Origin of the sequence: Kaistia geumhonensis (assembly GCF_030815145.1) — a bacterium.
Classification (GTDB): domain Bacteria; phylum Pseudomonadota; class Alphaproteobacteria; order Rhizobiales; family Kaistiaceae; genus Kaistia; species Kaistia geumhonensis.
The window spans coordinates 1,291,850-1,309,768 of record NZ_JAUSWJ010000001.1 but is presented as its reverse complement, the minus strand read 5'-3'; the positions used below and the strand labels follow the sequence as shown (position 1 = coordinate 1,309,768).

Genomic DNA, 17,919 nt, shown 5'->3' with positions numbered 1-17,919 from the left:
GCAATGCCGGGGGGGCGATCCATTGAGCGAAGCAGGGCGGCTCAGCCAGCCGGGCGAACTCGACGCGCTGATGGCGGATGTTGCGGGGGGCGACGAAACTGCCTTCCGCCGTCTTTACGACCGCATGGCCGGGAAACTCTTCGCCGTCATCCGCCGTATCGCAGGAAGCGAGGCCGCGGCCGAGGAGGCCCTTCAGGAGACGTTCCTCAGAATCTGGAACCACGCCGACCGCTACGATCCGGCGCTGGCCTCGGCGTCGACCTGGATGGTGACGATTGCGCGACATGCGGCGATCGACCTCATCCGCAGAGGGCCGGAGCGTGTCTCGGCGGCGGCGGTGGCGATCGACGACGAACTCGCCGACCGGCTGGCAGGGCCGGCGCCGGCCGACGGGCTCGAGGCGCGCGGGCTCTCGCGCTGCCTCGACGGGCTGGAGCCGGATCGGCGGCAGATGGTCCTGCTCGCCTACTGCCAGGGCTGGAGCCGCGAGGAGCTGTCGCGGCGCTTCGACCGGCCGGTGCCGACCGTGAAGACGCTGCTTCGCCGCAGCCTGATCGCGTTGAAGGAGTGCCTCGGTGGCCGCTGACGGCAAGGAGAGAGACGAAGGAGACGACGCGTCGCCCGAAGCCGAGGCTGCGGAATATGTCCTCGGCACGCTCGACGCGCGGGAGCGGCGCGCCGCCGAGTGGCGCATGCGCCGCGATCCGGCCTTCGCAAGCGCCGTGGCGCGCTGGAGCGAGCGCCTCGCGGTGCTCGATTCTGGCCTTTCACCCGTCCCGCCGCCGGAGCGCGTCTGGCGCGGCATCGAAGCCGGCCTCAAGAGAGGAGGGCAGCCCGCCGCCGATACTGTTCAATTGCGGCGCTCGCTCGCGCGCTGGCGCTGGGCGACGGCCGCGACCGCGCTCGCTGCCGTGCTGGTTGCCGCCGTTGCGCTGCCGCGGCTTCTTGCCCCGCCGCCGGGGCCGGCGAGCTATGTCGCCATCCTGGGCGGGGAGGGCGGTGCGCCGGCCTTCGTGGCCTCGGTGAACACCGCCGAGGGCACCATCCGCCTGCGCCGCGTCGGCTCCCCGCCGCCGCCCGACCGGAGCTTCGAACTCTGGAAGGTTCCGGCGACAGGCCCCACCGTTTCGCTCGGCGTCGCCGATTCCGAACGCGAACTGAAGCCGCTTGACGTGGCGCTCTCGCCGGGCGAACGACTGGCCATATCCGTCGAGCCCAAGGGGGGCTCGCCGACGGGCCAGGCCACCGGACCGGTGGTCTATCTCGGGACGCTTCTGCCAGCGGAATAGCGATGATCGCGGCTAAATCACCATTCGCCGGCGCTGCGTCGCAACCGCTTGGCCCCGATCGGCGTTGCAGGCTGCAGTCTCGCGGAGCGAATGGTTGGGATCAAGGATGCATGACGAGGCCGGTCTCCGGATGACATCGGGCAGTGAAATCCCACCGTTCCTTGTCGATTCCGGCGAGATGGGTGCCCTGATCGCAGCGCGCGACTGGAGCGAGACGCCGCTCGGCCCGATGGCGGAATGGGACGCCGGCCTCAAGGCGATGGTGTCGATGATGCTGGCCGCCGAGCGGCCGGTTGCGCTGCTTTGCGGCGAGAAAGGCACGCTCGTCTACAACAAGGGCTATGCCGAGATCTGCGGCACGCGGCATCCGGCCGTTCTGGGAAAGGACGTCCTGGAAGCCTGGCCCGAGGCGGCCGATTTCAACGGCAACGTGCTCGCGACCTGTCTAGCCGGCGGCAAGCTGACTTACAAGGACACGCATCTGGTCCTGCAGCGCAACGGCGCGCCCGAGGATACCTGGTTCGACCTCGACTACAGCCCGTTCCGCGATGAGACAGGCCGCGTCATCGGCGTTCTGGCGCTGGTCTCGGAGACGACGGCCCACCACCATGCCGGCGAGGCGCTTCGCACCGCCGAGGAGCGCTTTCGCCAGTCGCTCAACGCCGCCGGCGTGATCGGCGTCTGGGACTGGCATTTCGACAGCGATCTCATGTTCGCCGACGCGCCGTTCGCCAGTTTCTTCCAGGTCGATTCCGGCCGCGCCGAGCAGGGCGTGCCGCGCCGCGAGTTCGGCATGCGCATCCACCCCGACGATCGCGCCTATGTCGAGGAGGAAACGCAGCGCTCCTTCGCGACAGGCGCCGATCTCGCGATCGAGCACCGGCTGGTGGATGGGGATGGCCGCGTCCGGTGGGTCATGATCCGGGGAACGTGTTTCCGCGACGGCCAGGGACAGCCGGAGCGCCTCGCAGGCGCCGCCGTCGAGATCACCAACCGGAAGAATGCCGAGGAATCACGCCGCCTCCTGATCCGCGAGCTGCATCATCGCATCAAGAATACCTTCGCGGTGATTGCAGGCATGGTCACGATGACCGCGCGGTCGACATCGGATGTCGGCGAGATGGCCGAGGTGCTTCGCGGGCGTCTGGTGGCGCTCGCCTCGGCCCATGAGCTGATCCGGCCCGCCATCACCGCCGAAGTGGGGCATACCGAGCAGACGACGCTCGCCGACCTCTTCACGGCGATCCTGACGCCGCATCTCTATTTCCCGGAGCAGTTCACGCTGGAGGCGCCGCCGGTCGAGCTCGGGGTGACGGCCGCGACGAGCCTCGCCCTCGTTCTGCACGAGCTCGCCACCAACGCCTCGAAATACGGCGCCCTGTCGACGGCCAAGGGCCTGCTCTCGGTGCGCGGTCATTTCGACGGCGACGTGCTGTCGCTGGAATGGGCCGAGACCGGCGGTCCCGCCGTCAGCGGCCCGCCCGGCCATCAGGGCTTCGGCAGCCGCCTCGCCAGCATGAGCATCGTCGGGCAACTGGCCGGCTCGATTGCCTTCGACTGGCTCGAGACCGGCCTCGTGGTGCGGCTCACGATGGCCCGCGAGCGGCTTCTCCGCTGAGGCGCCCAATGGCTATGCGCTGATCGCTCAGGCGACGGCGCGCGTCCGCTCCGAAAGCCAGTTCCCCAGACGCTCCACGGCGCCGTCGAGGATCTCGTCGCGCTTGGAGAAGCAGAAGCGCACGAAATTGCGCGGTGCCTCGCCCGCATAGAAGGCCGAGACCGGAACCGCGGTCACGCCGGCTTCGACCGTCATCCGTCGGCAGAGTTCGGCGTCGTCGCCGGAGAGACCGAGCGGCGTCACGTCGGCGGTGACGAAATAGGTGCCGCCGCAGGGCACGACCCCGAAGCCGAGGCGCGCGAGCCCCTCGGCCAGACGGTCTCGCTTGGCGGCCAGCGAGGAACCGAGTTCGCCATAATAGGCGTCGTCCTTGCCGAGCCCGAACGCCACCGCCTTCTGCAGGTTGGGCGGCGTGGTGAAGGTCGTGAACTGATGCGCCTTGGCGATCGGGTCGAGCAGCGCCGGCGCGGCCGTGACATAGCCGACCTTCCACCCCGTCAGGGAAAAGGTCTTGCCGGCCGAACCGATGCGGATCGCCCGCTCCCGCATGCCGGGCAGCGTCATCAGCGGAATATGCGCACGGCCGTCGAAGAGGATGTGCTCGTAGACCTCGTCGCAGATCGCATAGGCATCGAAGCGCACGCAGAGCGCGGCGATGGCCTCGAGCTCCTCGCGGGTGAACACCTTGGCGGCCGGGTTCATCGGATTGTTGATGAGGATCGCCTTGGTGCGCGGCGAGAACGCGGCTTCCAGCGCCGCCAGATCGAGCCGCCATTCCGGCGGCGTGATGCGGACGAGGCGGGGAATGCCGCCGGCCCGCCGCACCAGCGGCAGATAGCAGTCATAGAGCGGCTCGATCAGCACCACCTCGTCGCCGGGTTCGATCACGGCCGTGATGATGTCGGAGAGCGCTTCGGTCGCGCCCGAGGTCACGAGAACCTCGCTCTTCCAGTCGACGTCGAGACCATAGAAGCGACGGTTCGCTTCGGCCACCGCCTGCCGCAGCTCCGGCACGCCCATCATGGGCGGATACTGGTTGGGGCCGGCCATCAGCGCGTCGGCGGCGAAGCGGCGGACATCCTCCGGTCCGTCGACATCCGGAAAGCCCTGCCCGAGATTGATCGACTTGTGCTCGATGGCGAGCCGCGACATGACCTCGAAGATGGTCGTGGGCAGGCCGGTATAGACGGGGTTTGTCGGCTTCATGGAATTCTCCGCTCGGCGGCGGACATTAGGTCCGCCGTCCGGGCCGCGCAAGCAAGGCGATGCTCGCGAAACGGCTGGATGCGCAACGACCTGCCGTTCACGCTCTCGTGATCGATAAAAACACCGATCCACGAAACCAAGCTACCAATCGCCTCGTACAAAGTCATGTAAGCAACGACGCCAAGAACGAGTGAATTGGCGGAATAAATCAAACCGGGCCGTTGGATCTATGAGCGCCTGACGCATTCGATATGCGCCATGAATGCCAGTCCATGACTTGGCGATGTCGAGATTTATCAGGATTTGAGATGCGCCGGCTGCAAGGCCTGCGCTGAGGAGGATCAACTATGCGTTCTTTCAGGACCGCCCTCAAGGCTGCGGCCATCGCAGCCGTCGCCTTCACCGGCACCGTGGCCCTCGAGGCCCCGGCGCTCGCCAAAACCGTGACGGTCGGCGGCGCGCCCATGTATCCCTCGAAGAACATCGTCCAGAACGCCGTCAATTCGAAGGACCACACGACCCTGGTCGCTGCCGTCAAGGCTGCCGGGCTCGTCGATACCCTTTCGGGCCCGGGCCCCTTCACCGTCTTTGCGCCGACCAATGCCGCCTTCGCCAAACTGCCGGCGGGCACGGTCGAGACGCTGCTGAAGCCCGAAAACAAGAAGATGCTCGTCGACATCCTCACCTACCATGTGGTGCCGGGCAGGCTGACCGCCGCCGACATCATGGCGGCCGCGAAGAAGACGGGCGGCAAGGCCGAATACAGGACCGTCGAGGGCAAGACGCTCGCCTTCTACGTCAACGGCAAGTCCATCACCGTCGTCGACGCCAAGGGCGACCGCGCCAAGGTGACCATTCCGAACGTCATGCAGTCGAACGGCGTGATCCACGTCATCAACACCGTTCTTCTGCCTGGCTGACGCATGGCGGAGCGGCGTCGCGGACGGCGCCGGCTCCGTCACCCCCCGAAAACCAACGATGAACCAAAACGGAGACACCCGATGATCTCGAGAAACGCCAAGACTTCGCCCTTTGTTACGCTGTCGCGCGCCGTGGCCCTCTCGGCCGCTCTCCTCGCCGGAGCTGCCATGACCGCCCCCGTGGCCTTCGCCCAGGATGCGGTCACCGTCGGCGGCGCGCCGATGTATCCGAACAAGAACATCGTCGAGAATGCGGTCAACTCGAAGGACCACACGACGCTCGTCGCAGCCGTGAAGGCAGCGGGTCTCGTCGAGACGCTGTCGGGCGCCGGTCCGTTCACCGTCTTCGCCCCGACCAACGAGGCCTTCGCCAAGCTGCCGGCCGGCACGGTCGACACACTCTTGATGCCGGCCAACAAGGACCAGCTGGTCGCGGTGCTGACCTATCACGTCATCCCCGGCAAGCTTGCCGCGGCCGATGTCGTGGCGGCGATCAAGAAGGGCGGCGGCAAGGCCGAGGTCAAGACGGTCAACGGCGCGGTGCTGACCTTCACTCAGGAAGGCAACGACGTGATCGTGACCGATACCTCCGGCAACAAGGCCAAGGTGACGATCGCCGACGTCAACCAGTCGAACGGCGTGATCCATGTGATCGATGCCGTCCTGGTGCCGAAGGCCTGATCCGTCGAAGCCAACTGAGGGGCCGTCCCGGACCCACACCGGGGCGGCTCTTCGCGTCGTCAGCCCGGCGCCCGCTGCGCGTAGCCGAGGCGACTGTTCAGGGTCTCCAGCAGGTCCGCGGCCGCCTCGGTGATGACCGTTCCGGGCGGGAAGATCGCCTCGGCGCCCGCCTCGCGCAGCGCCGCGAAATCCTGTGGCGGGATCACGCCACCGACCACGACCATGATGTCGCCGCGCCCGGCCTCGACCAGCGCCTTCTTGAGCGCCGGGACGAGGGTCAGGTGACCCGCCGCGAGCGACGAAACGCCGACGATATGCACGTCGTCGGCGATCGCCTGCGCCGCCGCCTCGCCGGGCGTCTGGAACAGCGGCCCCATGTCGACCTCGAATCCAAGATCGGCGAGCGCCGAAGCGACGACCTTCTGGCCGCGGTCGTGGCCGTCCTGGCCGACCTTCGCCACGAGGATGCGGGGCGGCCGGCCGGCATTCTCGCGAAAGGCCTCCGTCAATCCCCTGATTTCGGCGATGGAATCGACCGCGCCGCTCTCGCGTGCATAGACGCCCTCGACGACGCTCGGCACCGCCTGGTGCCGGCCGAACACCGCCTCGAGCGCTGCGCTCATCTCGCCGACGGTCGCGCCGGCGCGCGCCGCCTCGACGCTCGCGGCGAGGAGATTGCCGCCGGAGCCGGCCGCCTCCGTCAGCGCAGCGAGCGCCGCCGTGACGCGGGCGCCGTCGCGTTCGGCGCGGATTCGCTGCAGCTTCTCGATCTGCGCGGCGCGGACGGCGGAGTTGTCGATCTTCAGGACCTCGACCGGCGGCTCGTCGGTGCGGCGCAGCGCGTTGACGCCGACGACGGTCTGCTCGCCGGAATCGATGCGCGCCTGCGTGCGGGCCGCTGCTTCCTCGATGCGCCTTTGCGGAATACCGGCGGCGATCGCCTTTGCCATGCCGCCGGCCGCGTCGATCTCGGCAATATGGGCGCGCGCCCGCGCCGCGAGCGCGGCCGTCAGGCTCTCGACGAAATAGGAGCCGCCGAACGGATCGATGAAGCGCGTGATGCCGCTTTCCTTCTGGAGGATCAGCTGCGTGTTGCGGGCGATCCGCGCCGAGGCGTCGCTCGGCAGGGCGAGCGCCTCGTCATAGGCGTTGGTGTGCAGCGACTGCGTGCCGCCCTCGGTGGCGGCCATGGCCTCGACGGCGGTGCGCACGATGTTGTTGGCGACGTCCTGCGCGGTCAGCGACCAGCCCGAGGTCTGGCAGTGGGCCCTGAGCGCCAGCGACTTCGCGCTCTTCGGATGGAAGCGCCCTGCCACCAGTTCCGACCACAGAAGCCGCCCGGCGCGGAGCTTCGCGATCTCGGCGAAGAAATCCATGCCGACCGCCCAGAAGAACGAGATCCGGGGCGCGAAGGCGTCGACATCGAGGCCGGCCGCGACGCCGGCGCCGATATAGTCGAGGCCGTCCGCCAGCGTATAGGCGAGCTCGAGGTCGGCGGTCGCTCCCGCTTCCTGCATGTGATAGCCGGACACCGAGATCGAGTTGAATTTCGGCATTTCGCGCGAGGTATAGGCGAAGATGTCCGAGACGATCCGCATCGAGGGCGCCGGCGGATAGATATAGGTATTGCGGACCATGAACTCCTTGAGGATGTCGTTCTGGATGGTCCCGGAAAGCTGGTCGGGCCGCACGCCCTGTTCTTCCGCCGCGACGATATAGAGCGCCATCACCGGCAGGACGGCGCCGTTCATCGTCATCGAGACACTCATCTTGTCGAGTGGGATGCCGTCGAACAGCTGGCGCATGTCGAGGATCGAGTCGATCGCGACGCCCGCCATGCCGACATCGCCCGCGACGCGCGGATGATCGGAATCATAACCGCGATGCGTGGCGAGATCGAAGGCGACGGAGAGGCCCATCTGGCCGCCGGCGAGGTTGCGACGGTAGAAGGCGTTGGACGCCTCGGCGGTCGAGAAACCGGCATATTGCCGGATGGTCCAGGGCTGCTGGACATACATGGTCGGATAGGGGCCGCGCGTGAACGGCGGCAGGCCCGGCATGGTCTCGGCGAAGCCGCCGGCATCGCGCTCGGCCGCCGTCGCGCGGCTCGAAAGCGGGATGCCTTCGGCCGATGTCCAGCGGCGGACGTCGCCGCGCGCCGGCAGATCCTCCACGGCGAAGGGGATGGTCGAGAAGTCGGGCAGACGGCTCATGAGGAACGCCTCTCGAACGGAGCGGCGCGGCGGCGCGCGCCGAAGGGATCGCCGACGGCTTCGTCGACCGGGTCGGGCAGGGGAGCGCCATCGGCGCGATGCAGCGTGACGCCGATGATCGCGGCCTCCCCCGAAGCGAGACGCCGCCGGCCGTCCTCGCGATCAGCGGCGATGCGCGCGGCGAGCCACGACGACGACTCCGCCGCCGGGAGGCCGCCAAGGCCCTCGATCTCTTGCAGGAGCGACCACGCCGCCTCGGCGAGGGCCAGCGTCAGGCTCTCGACCGTGCCGGAGCCCGCGCCAGGATCGTCGACCGCGTGCAGCCGCGCCTCCTCGGCAAGGACCGCCTGCAATGTCAGCGCCAGACGCTCCGCCTCGGCATCGCCGGCCGCGCTCGCCGCACGATGCGGCAGCACGGCGATGGAATCGGCGCCGCCGAGCGCTGCGGCGAGTGCGGCGATCGTCGCGCGCACCACATTCGATCCCTCGTCCTCGGCGGCCAGCATCGACCAGGCCGTCTCGGCATGCAGGGGGAGGGCGGCGGGCGGCAGGCCGGCGGCAGCGAGGATGCGCGCCTGCAGGAGGCGCATGGCCCTCAGCTTCGACATCGTCACGAACTGGTCGGCGTCGGCGGCGAGCGCGACATCGATCGCGGCGAGCGCAACGCCATCGACGACACCGCCGTCGAGGAGGGCGCGCAGCAGCGACACATAGGCCGCGGCGGCATAGGCGAGCTCGGTGCTCGCAAAACCGCCGGCGGCATGGATCGGCCGGGCATCGGCACTGAGGACGGGGCCGCGATAGCCGCGCCCCGCGAGGCGCTCGACCGTCGCAACGAGGGCGTCCCGCTGCCCCTTCGCCAACGTCGCCCCGCCACGCGCCGCGCCGCCGATCGGATCGAGCCCGAACGAGACGCGCATCAGCGACGGATCGAGCCGCGCGGCGGCGATGGCGTCGTCGATGGTCGCCGCGACCTCCAGCCGGGACCCGGCGGAAAAGCGGAGGGCGAGACGGTCGATCGGAAGCTCTCCGAGGAGCGGCGCGAGGGCGGCGTGCTCGATGCCGCCTCTCCAGGCGGTCGGCGCTCCGGCCAGCACGAACTCGATACCGTCCGCGCCGTTCTCGAGCCCGCGCCTGGCGGAAGCGATGTCGTCACGATCGAGGCGTTGCAGCCGCGTCCAGGCCGAGCCGCCGCGCGACCACAGCGGCGGCAGCCGGCCGGCCGGGGCCAGCGGCTCCACCAGCATCGACGGTTCGATCCGCGCTGCCAGCGACGATGCCGGCCGCCCGCCCAATGTCCGTTCCACAAGCCGAAGCCAGGCGGCCCTGGCCTCGTCGCCCTCATGCGGCGCCAAGCGTTCATCCTCCGGTTCCGGTCGCGGCCGGTTGTCGGCACGCGGCCAGTCTATCCGCCGGGCGGGCGCCGGTTAAGCCCGTGCCGGTCCGGCCTCAGTAGGTGAGGACGGACGGCAGGCCCTTGGCATGCTCGATCCAGCCGGCGACCTGCTTCTCCGAGGGAAGCTGGCGCACGAGCTTCTTCGCCGCGTTGATTTCCGCCAATCTCGCGGTGAGATTGTCAGCGCGGCGGTTGCGCAGTTCCTTGACGGTGTCGACGCCGGCGGCTTCCAGAAGGTCGGAATATTCCTCGCCGATTCCCTTGACCCGCATCAGGTCGGCCTTGTTGGCCCAGCCGAGGATCCTGCTCTCCTCGATGCCCGTCGAAGCGGCGAGCGCCTTGCGCCCCTTCGGATCCTTGGCCGCGTCCAGCAGCGCGCCGGTCGTCCTGAGGCCGGCGGCGGTCAGCTTGTCGGCGAAGGCCTTGCCGATTCCCTCGATGTCGATGATCGGATAGCTCATGGCGGTTTCCCCCGAAACAGGCCGTCTGCGCGGCCACCGCTCGATGTTCGCGCCAAGGTCGGTGAAACGCAACCATGGGCCTCGCTTGATTTCGCCGCGCCAAATCGCGACGCTCACGCCAACTGAACAAGACGCCCCGGAGACGCCCGATGCCGCTGCTTCAGCCCGACAGGATCTTCCTCGGCGCGAGCGAGACGCCGCAATATCTGTTGCTCGGCCTCGCCAACCGCCACGGGCTGGTGACGGGCGCGACCGGCACCGGCAAGACAGTGACGCTGCAGGTGCTGGCGGAGGGCTTCTCCCATGCCGGCGTCCCGGTGTTCTGCGCCGACATCAAGGGTGACCTTTCCGGCATCTCGCGGCCCGGCACGGCGCGCGACTGGGTGGTGAAGCGCGCCGAGGAGATCGGGCTCGCTCCCGAACTCGCCTATTCGCCTTGCCCGACGGTGTTCTGGGACCTGTTCGGCCAGCAGGGTCATCCGATCCGCACGACCGTGAGCGAGATGGGGCCGCTGCTCCTCGCCCGGCTGATGGGCCTCAACGAGACGCAGGAGGGCGTCCTCAACATCGCCTTCCGCATGGCCGACGACAACGGGCTGCTGCTGCTCGACCTCAAGGACCTGAGGGCGATGCTCGCCTTCCTCATCGAGAACAACACCGAGGCGATGCGCTACGGCAATGTCGCAAGGGCGACGGTCGGCGCCATCCAGCGCCAGCTGCTCATCCTCGAGAACCAGGGTGGCGACGCATTCTTCGGCGAGCCGGCGCTGGCGATCGCCGACCTCATGCGCACCACCGTCGATGGCCGAGGCGTCGTCAACGTTCTCGCCGCCGACAAGCTGATGGCCTCGCCGCAGCTCTACGCCACCTTCCTGCTCTGGCTGATGTCCGAGCTGTTCGAGGCGCTGCCGGAAGTGGGCGATCCCGAAAAGCCGCGTCTCGTCTTCTTCTTCGACGAGGCACATCTGCTCTTCAACGACGCGCCGAAGGCGCTGCTCGCCAAGGTCGAGCAGGTGGTGCGTCTGATCCGCTCCAAGGGGGTCGGCGTCTATTTCGTGACGCAGAACCCGCTGGATATTCCCGATACGGTACTCGGCCAGCTCGGCAACCGCGTGCAGCATGCGCTGCGCGCCTATACGCCGCGCGACCAGAAGGCGGTGAAGGTCGCCGCCGATACGTTCCGCCCCAACCCGGCCTTCAAGACCGCCGATGCGATCACCGAACTCGGGGTCGGCGAGGCGCTGGTGTCGATGCTGGAGCCGAAGGGCATTCCGAGCATGGTCGAGCGCACCTTCGTCCGGCCGCCATCCTCGCAGGTCGGCCCGATCAGCGACGACGAGCGCCGGGCGATCATCGCGATGAGCCCGGTCGGCATGACCTATGACCGGACGATCGATCGCGAGTCGGCCTATGAGGTGCTGGGCCGCCAGGCCGCGGCCACCGCGCCGGTTCCCCAGCAGGCGCCCGCCGGCCAGCCGCCGGCGGGAGCGCCGACCGCCGAGGCGCCGCAGGGCGCGGGCGGCGTCGATCTCGGCGGCATCCTTGGTGGGCTGCTCGGCACCAATGTCCGGCGCGGCGAGCGGCTGACGGCGACGCAGCGCGTCGCTCGCGAAGTGACGCGCACCGTCACCAACCGCGTCGCCGGCCAGGTCGCCGCCGATATCGGCCGCAGTATCGGTGGCACCACCGGGGCATCCGTCGGCAGGGCGATCGTGCGCGGCATGCTCGGCGGCATCCTGCGGAGAGGATGATTGCTGCCGTTGCTGTGCAGACACGATATTGCGGTGTCTGCACAGGGGACGCCGATGCCGCGCTGGCGGTCCGACGATGGATCGAGTCGACCGTCGACGATCCGGCCCGGAACCTGGCGATCAAGGTCGTGGCGATCGAAAGCGGGCAGGGCCATCGGGCGCTCGAAGCCTTCGATGGCTTCGGCAAGGGCCGCCATGCCGCCGCGCTCAACATGGGCGACTGCTTCGCCGATGCCCTCGCCGAGGCGCATGATGCCACCCTGCTTTTCAAGGGTGACGATTTCGTGAAGACCGATATCGCGATCGCCGTCGAATCGCCCTGACGCGAGCCCGTCCTTCACAGGCATACTGGCTGCTCGACCATGAAACGTCGGAGCCCGCCATGCGGACCTTGCTGATCGCGCTTCTCGTCGCCCTCGCGTTTCCGGCGCTCGCCGAGGAAGTGGATGTCGAGCTCGTCCTGGCGGCGGACGGCTCCGGCTCGATCGACGACGACGAACTCGCTCTGCAGCGGCGCGGCTATGCCGAGGCGATCACCAGCGCCGAGGTGCTCGCGGCGATCGGCTCCGGACCCGTCGGCGCCATCGCGATCACCTATGTCGAATGGGGAGGGGCCGCCTCGCAGCACACGATCGTCGACTGGCATGTCGTGCGCGACGGCGCGAGCGCCGCCGTCTTTGCCGACAAGCTCGTCGCCAGCCCGCGCCAGGCCTATGGCTATAATTCCATCTCCGGCGCCATCGCCTATGCGGCCGACCGCATCCGCGAGAACGGCTATGAAGGCCTCTCCAAGGTGATCGACGTCTCGGGGGACGGGCCGCAGATCGGCGGACCGCCGCTCGCCGAGACGCGCGCCGCGGCGCTCGCCGAGGGCATCACGATCAACGGCCTCGTCATCGCCCGGCCCGGCGGCGGGGTCCGCGGGCCGGGCGGCATGAGCCTTTCGGAGCACTATGCCCGCGACGTCATCGGCGGGCCCGCCTCCTTCGTCATGGTCGCCGAAGGCACTGACCGCTTCGCCGACGCCGTCCGGCGCAAGCTCATCCAGGAGATCGCGCTCGCCGATCCTCCGCTGCACCCTCGCAGCACCGCGACGCGCTGATGGCGCCTTTCCATCGGCCCGGCGGCGGCGTATGCAATTTCGCTCCCTGAACGATCGAGGGCCTGACCGCCCTGCCTGCCGGAGACCTCCCTTGACCGACCGCCTCGACGACGTCCTCGCCCATATCGATGCCGACATCGGCCACAGCCTCGAGCGTCTGTTCCGCCTTGTCGAGATCGAGAGCATCTCGACCGATCCGGCCTATGCCGGCGCCTGCCTCCAGGCGGCCGAGTGGCTCGCCGACGCGCTGTCGGGAATCGGCTTCGAGGCTTCGGTCCGCCCGACGCCCGGACACCCGATGGTGGTCGGCCATGCCGGCGGCGACGCCGGGCCGCATGTCCTCTTCTACGGCCACTACGATGTTCAGCCGGTCGATCCGCTCGAGCTGTGGAACGCGCCGCCCTTCCAGCCGAAGGTCGTCACCGGGCCGAATGGCGCGAAGCAGATCGTCGGCCGCGGCACCTCCGACGACAAGGGCCAGCTCATGACCTTCGTCGAGGCCTGCCGGGCCTGGAAGGCCGTAACCGGTTCGCTGCCGGTGCAGGTCTCGATCCTCTTCGAGGGCGAAGAGGAATCGGGCGGCCACAACCTCGTGCCGTTCATGGAGGCCAACAAGGCGGAGCTTGCCGCCGACCTCGCCTTCGTCTGCGACACCGGTATGTGGGACGCGACGACGCCGGCGGTCACCACCATGCTGCGCGGCATGGTCGGCGAGGAGATCGTCGTCACCGCCGCCTCGCGCGATCTGCATTCCGGCATGTATGGCGGCGCGGCGCGCAACCCGATCCATGTCCTCTGCAACATCCTCGACGGCCTGCGCGACGAAACCGGCCGCGTCACGCTGCCGGGCTTCTATGACGGCGTCGGCGAAGTGCCCGAGGCGACCAAGGCCGAATGGCGAGGCCTCGGCTTCGACGAGGCGGCCTTTCTCGGCGAGGTCGGCCTTTCGGTGCCGGCCGGCGAGCAGGGGCGCAGCATCATCGAGAAGGTGTGGGCGCGGCCGACCTGCGAAGTCAACGGCATCTGGGGCGGCTACACCGGCAAGGGCTTCAAGACGGTGATCCCGTCCAAGGCCCATGCCAAGGTTTCTTTCCGTCTCGTCGACCGTCAGGATCCGGAGGCGATCCGCGAGAGCTTCCGTGCCTATGTGCGTGCGAAGCTGCCCGCCGATTGCTCGGTCGAGTTCATCGGCCATGGCGGTTCGCCCGGCGTGCGCCTGCCGGCCGATATCCCCGCGCTGGTGAAGACCCGCGCCGCGCTGACGGACGAATGGGGCAAGCCCTGCGTCACCATCGGCTCCGGCGGGTCGATCCCCGTCGCGGGCGACTTCAAGTCCGTGCTCGGCCTCGATGCGCTGATGGTCGGCTTCTCGCTCGACGACGACCGCATCCATTCGCCCAACGAGAAATACAATCTCGAAAGCTATCACCGCGGCATCCGCTCCTGGGCCCGCATCCTCGCGGCCCTTTCGGAAGGAGCGCGCTGATGCGGCTCTGCGTCTTCTGCGGCTCCAACGAGGGCTTCCGCCCCGAATACCGGGCCGCCGCCGTTGCGCTCGGCGAGGCGATCGCGGCCCATGACGCCGCGCTCGTCTATGGCGGCTCGAAAGTCGGCCTCATGGGCGCGCTCGCCGACGCGGTGCTCGCGGCCGGCGGAACGGCGATCGGCATCATCCCGCAGGCGCTCGTCGACAAGGAAGTCGCGCATCACGGCCTCACCGAGCTGCACATCGTCGGCTCGATGCACGAGCGCAAGGCCAAGATGGCCGACATGGCCGAGGGCTTCGTTGCGCTCCCGGGCGGTCTCGGAACGCTGGAGGAGCTGTTCGAGATCTGGACCTGGGCGCAGCTCGGCTATCACGGCAAGCCCGTCGGCGTCCTCGACATCGCCGGTTTCTACGGCAAGCTGCTGACCTTCCTCGACCATCAGGCCGACGAAGGCTTCATGCGACGCGAGCATCGGGAGATGCTGATCGTCGAGGAGGACCCCGAGCGGCTGATCACGCGCTATCGCAGCTATGAGCCGCCCGTCATCACCAAATGGATCAAGTCCGGCCAGCGATAGGGTTCAGCTGAGAAGTCGCCGCTGGCGGTCGGCGAGATGATCGCGGACCGCGCCGTCGCCGGTGAGCGCGATCGCAGTCGAAAAGGCCGCGAAGGCCTCTTCGGCTCGCCCCGCGCGGGCCAGCAGGTCCGCCCGTGCGGCGTGATAGGGCTGATAACCGGCCACATGGTCGCCCGGAAGCTCTTCGAGCAGCGCCAGACCCGCCTCGGCTCCGGTGGCATCGGCGACCGCCACCGCCCGCGCCACGGCGACGCCGATGCGCGGCGCGCGTGCCCACAGCGCCTCGTGCAGAAGTGCGATGACGTCGGGACCCGGGCTGCCGGTGAGGCGGGCGCCGACCTGAGCCGACTGGATGGCGGCTTCTAGCTGGAACCGTCCCGGCCGATGCATGGCGGCGGCGCGCCGGAGCGTCGCCTCCGCTTCCGCGATCATCGCGGCTTGCCAGAGAGAGGTCTCCTGCTCCGAGAAGGGCACGTAGCGTCCGGAAGCGTCGCGCCGCGCCGACCGGCGGGCTTCGCTGTGCAGCATCAGGGCAAGAAGGCCGAGCGCCTCCGGTTCGTCCGGCATCAGGCGGGTGAGCACGCGGCCGAGCCAGATCGCCTCCTCCGCAAGGCTTCCCGCCCTGTCCGGACCATCGATGGCGATGTCGTCCCATCCGCTGCCGAAGGCGGCGTAGATGGCTTCGAGCACGCTCTGGACGCGCTCCGGCAGTTCGCTCGCTTCAGGGATCGCGAACGGGACGCCGGCATCGCGGATCTTGGCCTTGGCGCGCACCAGACGCTGGCCCATGGTCGAGGCCGGAACGAGAAAGGCCGCCGCGATCCGCGCGGCATCGAGCCCCAGAACGGTCTGGAGCATGAGCGGCGCGCGGATCGTCTCCTCGATGGCCGGATGGGCGCAGACGAAGAGCAGCCGCAGCCGCTCGTCAGGGAAGGCGGCGCCGTCTGCGGGTTCGTCGATCGAGAGCTCGGCGAGGATCGCCAGTGACCCTTCGAGCGCGGCGTCGGTCTTCGAGCGGCGGAAACGATCCGCGAGCCGGCGGCGGGCGACCGCCACCAGCCAGGCTTCGGGTCGATCCGGGACACCGTCGGCCGGCCAACGTTCCAGCGCAGCCAGAACGGCGTCGGCGAGCGCGTCCTCGGCCGCGGCGAGGTCGCGTCCACGGCTGGCGAGGATGGCGACCAGCCGCCCGAAGCTCTCCCGCACCGCCTGTTCGACCGGCCGCATCGACCCGCGTCCCCTGGAGGGATTGCCGATGTCACATGCCGGGAAGCGTTGGCCGCACCTCGACCCCGATCGGCGCGCAGGGAGCCTTGGCCGCCCAGGCGAGCGCCGCGTCGATGTCGGGCACTTCGATCAGGAAGAAGCCCGCGAGCTGTTCCTTGGCCGCCGCGAAGGGACCGTCCTGGACATGCTTGCGGCCATCCGCGAGCCGGATGGTGGTCGCAGTCTCGGGACCGAGCAGCCCGGCGCCGCCGCGCACAATGCCGCTGGCGCTGATCTCGTCGATATAGGACCGCCATGCGCCCCAGTAGGCGGCACCTTCCTCGGTGTGGTCGCGGGTCGCGAATTCCTTGTCGGTCTCATAGAAAAGAATGGCGTACTGCATCGCATCTCTCCGATGGGGACGGCGCTCGGCCGGAAGCGGGCCATCCCGCTTCACTGCCATGTCGGAGAAAGGACGTCCATTTCGACAACGGACGTTGAAAAATGTCGAATGATCAGTTGCCGCCGCCGTCGCTTCGGTCGAGCGGGGGCAGGTCCTTGAGATAGGCGGCGATGGCCTTGCGGTCCGAGGCGGGGAGCTGGGCCATGTTCTCCTGAACGTCGACCATGGTTCCGCCGACGCTGTCGAAGTCCGGCGTCAGACCGGTCTCGAGGAAGTTGGCGATGTCCTCGGCCGACCAGTCGCCGATGCCGCCCTTGCCACCGGTGATGTTCGGGATGAAGCCCTTGCCCGACGGATTGGGCGCCCCCGCGAGATGATGCGAATAGTCCAGCGCGCCCAGCATGTTGCGCGGCGTGTGGCACTCGTTGCAGTGGCCCGGCCCCTCGACCAGATAGGCGCCGCGATTGATCTCGTCGCTCTTGGCCGGATCCGGCTCGAAAGTCTCGCCGTCGAGATAGAGCAGCTTCCAGAGACCGAGGCCGCGCCTGATCGAGAACGGGAACGGCAGCTCGTGCTGCGGCGCATCCGCCGCGGAGGGCGGCAGCGTGTCGAGATAGGCCTTCAGATCGACGAGGTCGCCGATCGGCATCCTCTGGTAGGAGGTGTAGGGGAAGGACGGATAGAGATGCTCGCCGCCCGGACCGAGGCCGCGCTTCATCGCATTGACGAAGTCGAGCGTCGACCAGTTGCCGATGCCATGCGTCTTGTCGGGCGAGATGTTCGGCGGATGGAAAGTACCGAACGGCGAGACGATCGCCTCGCCGCCCGAGAGGACGAGCTTGTCGTCGCCCTTTGCGCCAGGTGCCGCATGGCAGGAGGCGCAGCCTCCGGCCCAGAACAGCACCTCGCCCTTCGCCGGATCGCCCGGACGGTCGGGAATGTCCGCCGCCGCCAGAGGCTTCGGCGCCGTCAGCACCCAGAAGGCCGCGCCTCCGAGAAGGGCGAGCGCGACCACGGCGATACCGAGGCGACGGAGCATCGGCGGCTACGCTCAGTCGGACAGGCGATAGAGCTGGTGGCAGCTCTTGCAGTTGGCGGCCACGGTGCCGAAGGCGGCCTTGAAGGCCTCGGCGCCGCTGTCGGCGGCCGTGGCGGCTGCCTTCGCGTCGGTGGCGAGCTTGGCGGCATGCGCCTCGAAGTCGGCCTTGTTCTCCCAGATCTTCGGCGAGGCACCGCCGTCGGCCTTCTCGGAACCCTCCGGGAACAGCGTCGGGAACTCGGTCGCCTTGGCCGCGATCGTTTCCATCGCCGACTTGGCGGCGGCAGCGTCGAAGGCTTCCTTGCCCGTGGCAAAACCCGAGGCGGTCTTGAGCGCCCCGCCGATGGCCTTCATGTCGGCCTCGCGCTGCTTGCCGAGATCGGAGGCCGCCATGGCGAAGCCCGCCGACGCAATGACGAGGGCCGCACAGGCCGCCGCAACCAGTTTCCGCATTCCGTCACCCCTTTGTTCGGAACTGTTCAAGAGAGTGACCTGATGCCGTCCCTTGCCACAAGCATCCGCAGGTTCATAACGCAAATATGATCCGCCGTGAGCGGCGCGAAGAGCATG

Annotated in this window: 18 protein-coding genes; 10 read left to right on the top strand and 8 right to left on the bottom strand. The window is 68.7% G+C overall.

Annotation, left to right across the window (positions count from 1 at the left end):
• Nucleotides 1–22 precede the first annotated feature (22 nt).
• The 3 genes from QO015_RS06235 to QO015_RS06225 all read left to right on the top strand — a co-directional run bounded on the left by QO015_RS06235 (nt 23) and on the right by QO015_RS06225 (nt 2,907).
• Nucleotides 23–586 carry a sigma-70 family RNA polymerase sigma factor gene (locus QO015_RS06235; protein WP_266280771.1) on the top strand — a complete coding sequence of 188 codons (564 nt, stop codon included), beginning with the start codon at nt 23–25 and terminating at the stop codon, nt 584–586.
• Nucleotides 576–1,289 (top strand): anti-sigma factor, encoded by a 714-nt coding sequence (locus tag QO015_RS06230; protein ID WP_266280772.1) that lies wholly within the window; start codon nt 576–578, stop codon nt 1,287–1,289. Before QO015_RS06235 ends, QO015_RS06230 begins: the two co-directional genes overlap by 11 nt.
• A gap of 178 nt (nt 1,290–1,467) precedes the next feature.
• Complete coding sequence (locus tag QO015_RS06225) at nt 1,468–2,907, top strand: PAS domain-containing HWE histidine kinase family protein (protein ID WP_266280773.1); 1,440 nt, start codon at nt 1,468–1,470, stop codon at nt 2,905–2,907.
• 27 nt (nt 2,908–2,934) lie between these two features.
• On the opposite strand, the gene QO015_RS06220 is transcribed toward QO015_RS06225, so the two are convergent.
• Entirely contained in the window at nt 2,935–4,113 is a 1,179-nt protein-coding gene (locus QO015_RS06220; RefSeq protein WP_266280775.1) for an aminotransferase, read from the bottom strand.
• Between the two features lie 347 nt (nt 4,114–4,460).
• On the opposite strand from QO015_RS06220, the gene QO015_RS06215 reads away from it, so the two are divergent.
• Entirely contained in the window at nt 4,461–5,033 is a 573-nt protein-coding gene (locus tag QO015_RS06215; RefSeq protein WP_266280777.1) for a fasciclin domain-containing protein, read from the top strand.
• A gap of 81 nt (nt 5,034–5,114) precedes the next feature.
• Complete coding sequence (locus QO015_RS06210) at nt 5,115–5,714, top strand: fasciclin domain-containing protein (RefSeq protein ID WP_370877400.1); 600 nt, start codon at nt 5,115–5,117, stop codon at nt 5,712–5,714.
• Nucleotides 5,715–5,773: 59 nt separating this feature from the next.
• Here the strand turns inward: QO015_RS06210 and scpA are convergent, their stop codons facing one another.
• The 3 genes from scpA to QO015_RS06195 form a co-directional block, all read right to left on the bottom strand.
• Entirely contained in the window at nt 5,774–7,927 is a 2,154-nt protein-coding gene (scpA, locus tag QO015_RS06205) for a methylmalonyl-CoA mutase (protein WP_266280778.1), read from the bottom strand.
• Nucleotides 7,924–9,282 (bottom strand): methylmalonyl-CoA mutase family protein, encoded by a 1,359-nt coding sequence (locus tag QO015_RS06200; protein ID WP_266280779.1) that lies wholly within the window; start codon nt 9,280–9,282, stop codon nt 7,924–7,926. Before QO015_RS06200 ends, scpA begins: the two co-directional genes overlap by 4 nt.
• 94 nt (nt 9,283–9,376) lie before the next feature.
• Complete coding sequence (locus QO015_RS06195) at nt 9,377–9,784, bottom strand: DUF4332 domain-containing protein (RefSeq protein ID WP_266280780.1); 408 nt, start codon at nt 9,782–9,784, stop codon at nt 9,377–9,379.
• A gap of 149 nt (nt 9,785–9,933) precedes the next feature.
• On the opposite strand from QO015_RS06195, the gene QO015_RS06190 reads away from it, so the two are divergent.
• From QO015_RS06190 to QO015_RS06170, 5 genes are all read left to right on the top strand, one after another.
• The gene (locus tag QO015_RS06190; RefSeq protein WP_266280781.1) at nt 9,934–11,535 is read left to right on the top strand and encodes a helicase HerA-like domain-containing protein; all 1,602 of its coding nucleotides are present in this window, start codon (nt 9,934–9,936) and stop codon (nt 11,533–11,535) included.
• Nucleotides 11,532–11,858 carry a type II toxin-antitoxin system VapC family toxin gene (locus QO015_RS06185; protein WP_266280782.1) on the top strand — a complete coding sequence of 109 codons (327 nt, stop codon included), beginning with the start codon at nt 11,532–11,534 and terminating at the stop codon, nt 11,856–11,858. The genes QO015_RS06190 and QO015_RS06185 overlap by 4 nt, the downstream gene beginning before the upstream one ends.
• A 59-nt stretch (nt 11,859–11,917) precedes the next feature.
• Complete coding sequence (locus tag QO015_RS06180; RefSeq protein ID WP_266280783.1) at nt 11,918–12,637, top strand: DUF1194 domain-containing protein; 720 nt, start codon at nt 11,918–11,920, stop codon at nt 12,635–12,637.
• A gap of 91 nt (nt 12,638–12,728) precedes the next feature.
• Nucleotides 12,729–14,123, top strand: a complete 1,395-nt coding sequence (locus QO015_RS06175) for a M20/M25/M40 family metallo-hydrolase (RefSeq protein WP_266280784.1) — start codon at nt 12,729–12,731, stop codon at nt 14,121–14,123.
• Nucleotides 14,123–14,701 (top strand): LOG family protein, encoded by a 579-nt coding sequence (locus QO015_RS06170; protein ID WP_266280785.1) that lies wholly within the window; start codon nt 14,123–14,125, stop codon nt 14,699–14,701. Before QO015_RS06175 ends, QO015_RS06170 begins: the two co-directional genes overlap by 1 nt.
• 3 nt (nt 14,702–14,704) lie before the next feature.
• On the opposite strand, the gene QO015_RS06165 is transcribed toward QO015_RS06170, so the two are convergent.
• The 4 genes from QO015_RS06165 to QO015_RS06150 all read right to left on the bottom strand — a co-directional run bounded on the left by QO015_RS06165 (nt 14,705) and on the right by QO015_RS06150 (nt 17,802).
• A complete protein-coding gene (locus tag QO015_RS06165) occupies nt 14,705–15,928 on the bottom strand; it encodes an RNA polymerase sigma factor (RefSeq protein WP_266280786.1) in 1,224 nt (407 codons plus the stop codon).
• A 31-nt stretch (nt 15,929–15,959) separates the two neighbouring features.
• On the bottom strand, nt 15,960–16,310 hold the full coding sequence (locus tag QO015_RS06160; RefSeq protein ID WP_266280787.1) for a YciI family protein: 351 nt from the start codon (nt 16,308–16,310) through the stop codon (nt 15,960–15,962).
• 112 nt (nt 16,311–16,422) lie between these two features.
• Nucleotides 16,423–17,349 carry a c-type cytochrome gene (locus QO015_RS06155; RefSeq protein ID WP_266280788.1) on the bottom strand — a complete coding sequence of 309 codons (927 nt, stop codon included), beginning with the start codon at nt 17,347–17,349 and terminating at the stop codon, nt 16,423–16,425.
• A gap of 12 nt (nt 17,350–17,361) precedes the next feature.
• Entirely contained in the window at nt 17,362–17,802 is a 441-nt protein-coding gene (locus QO015_RS06150) for a c-type cytochrome (protein WP_266280789.1), read from the bottom strand.
• Nucleotides 17,803–17,919: the final 117 nt, after the last annotated feature.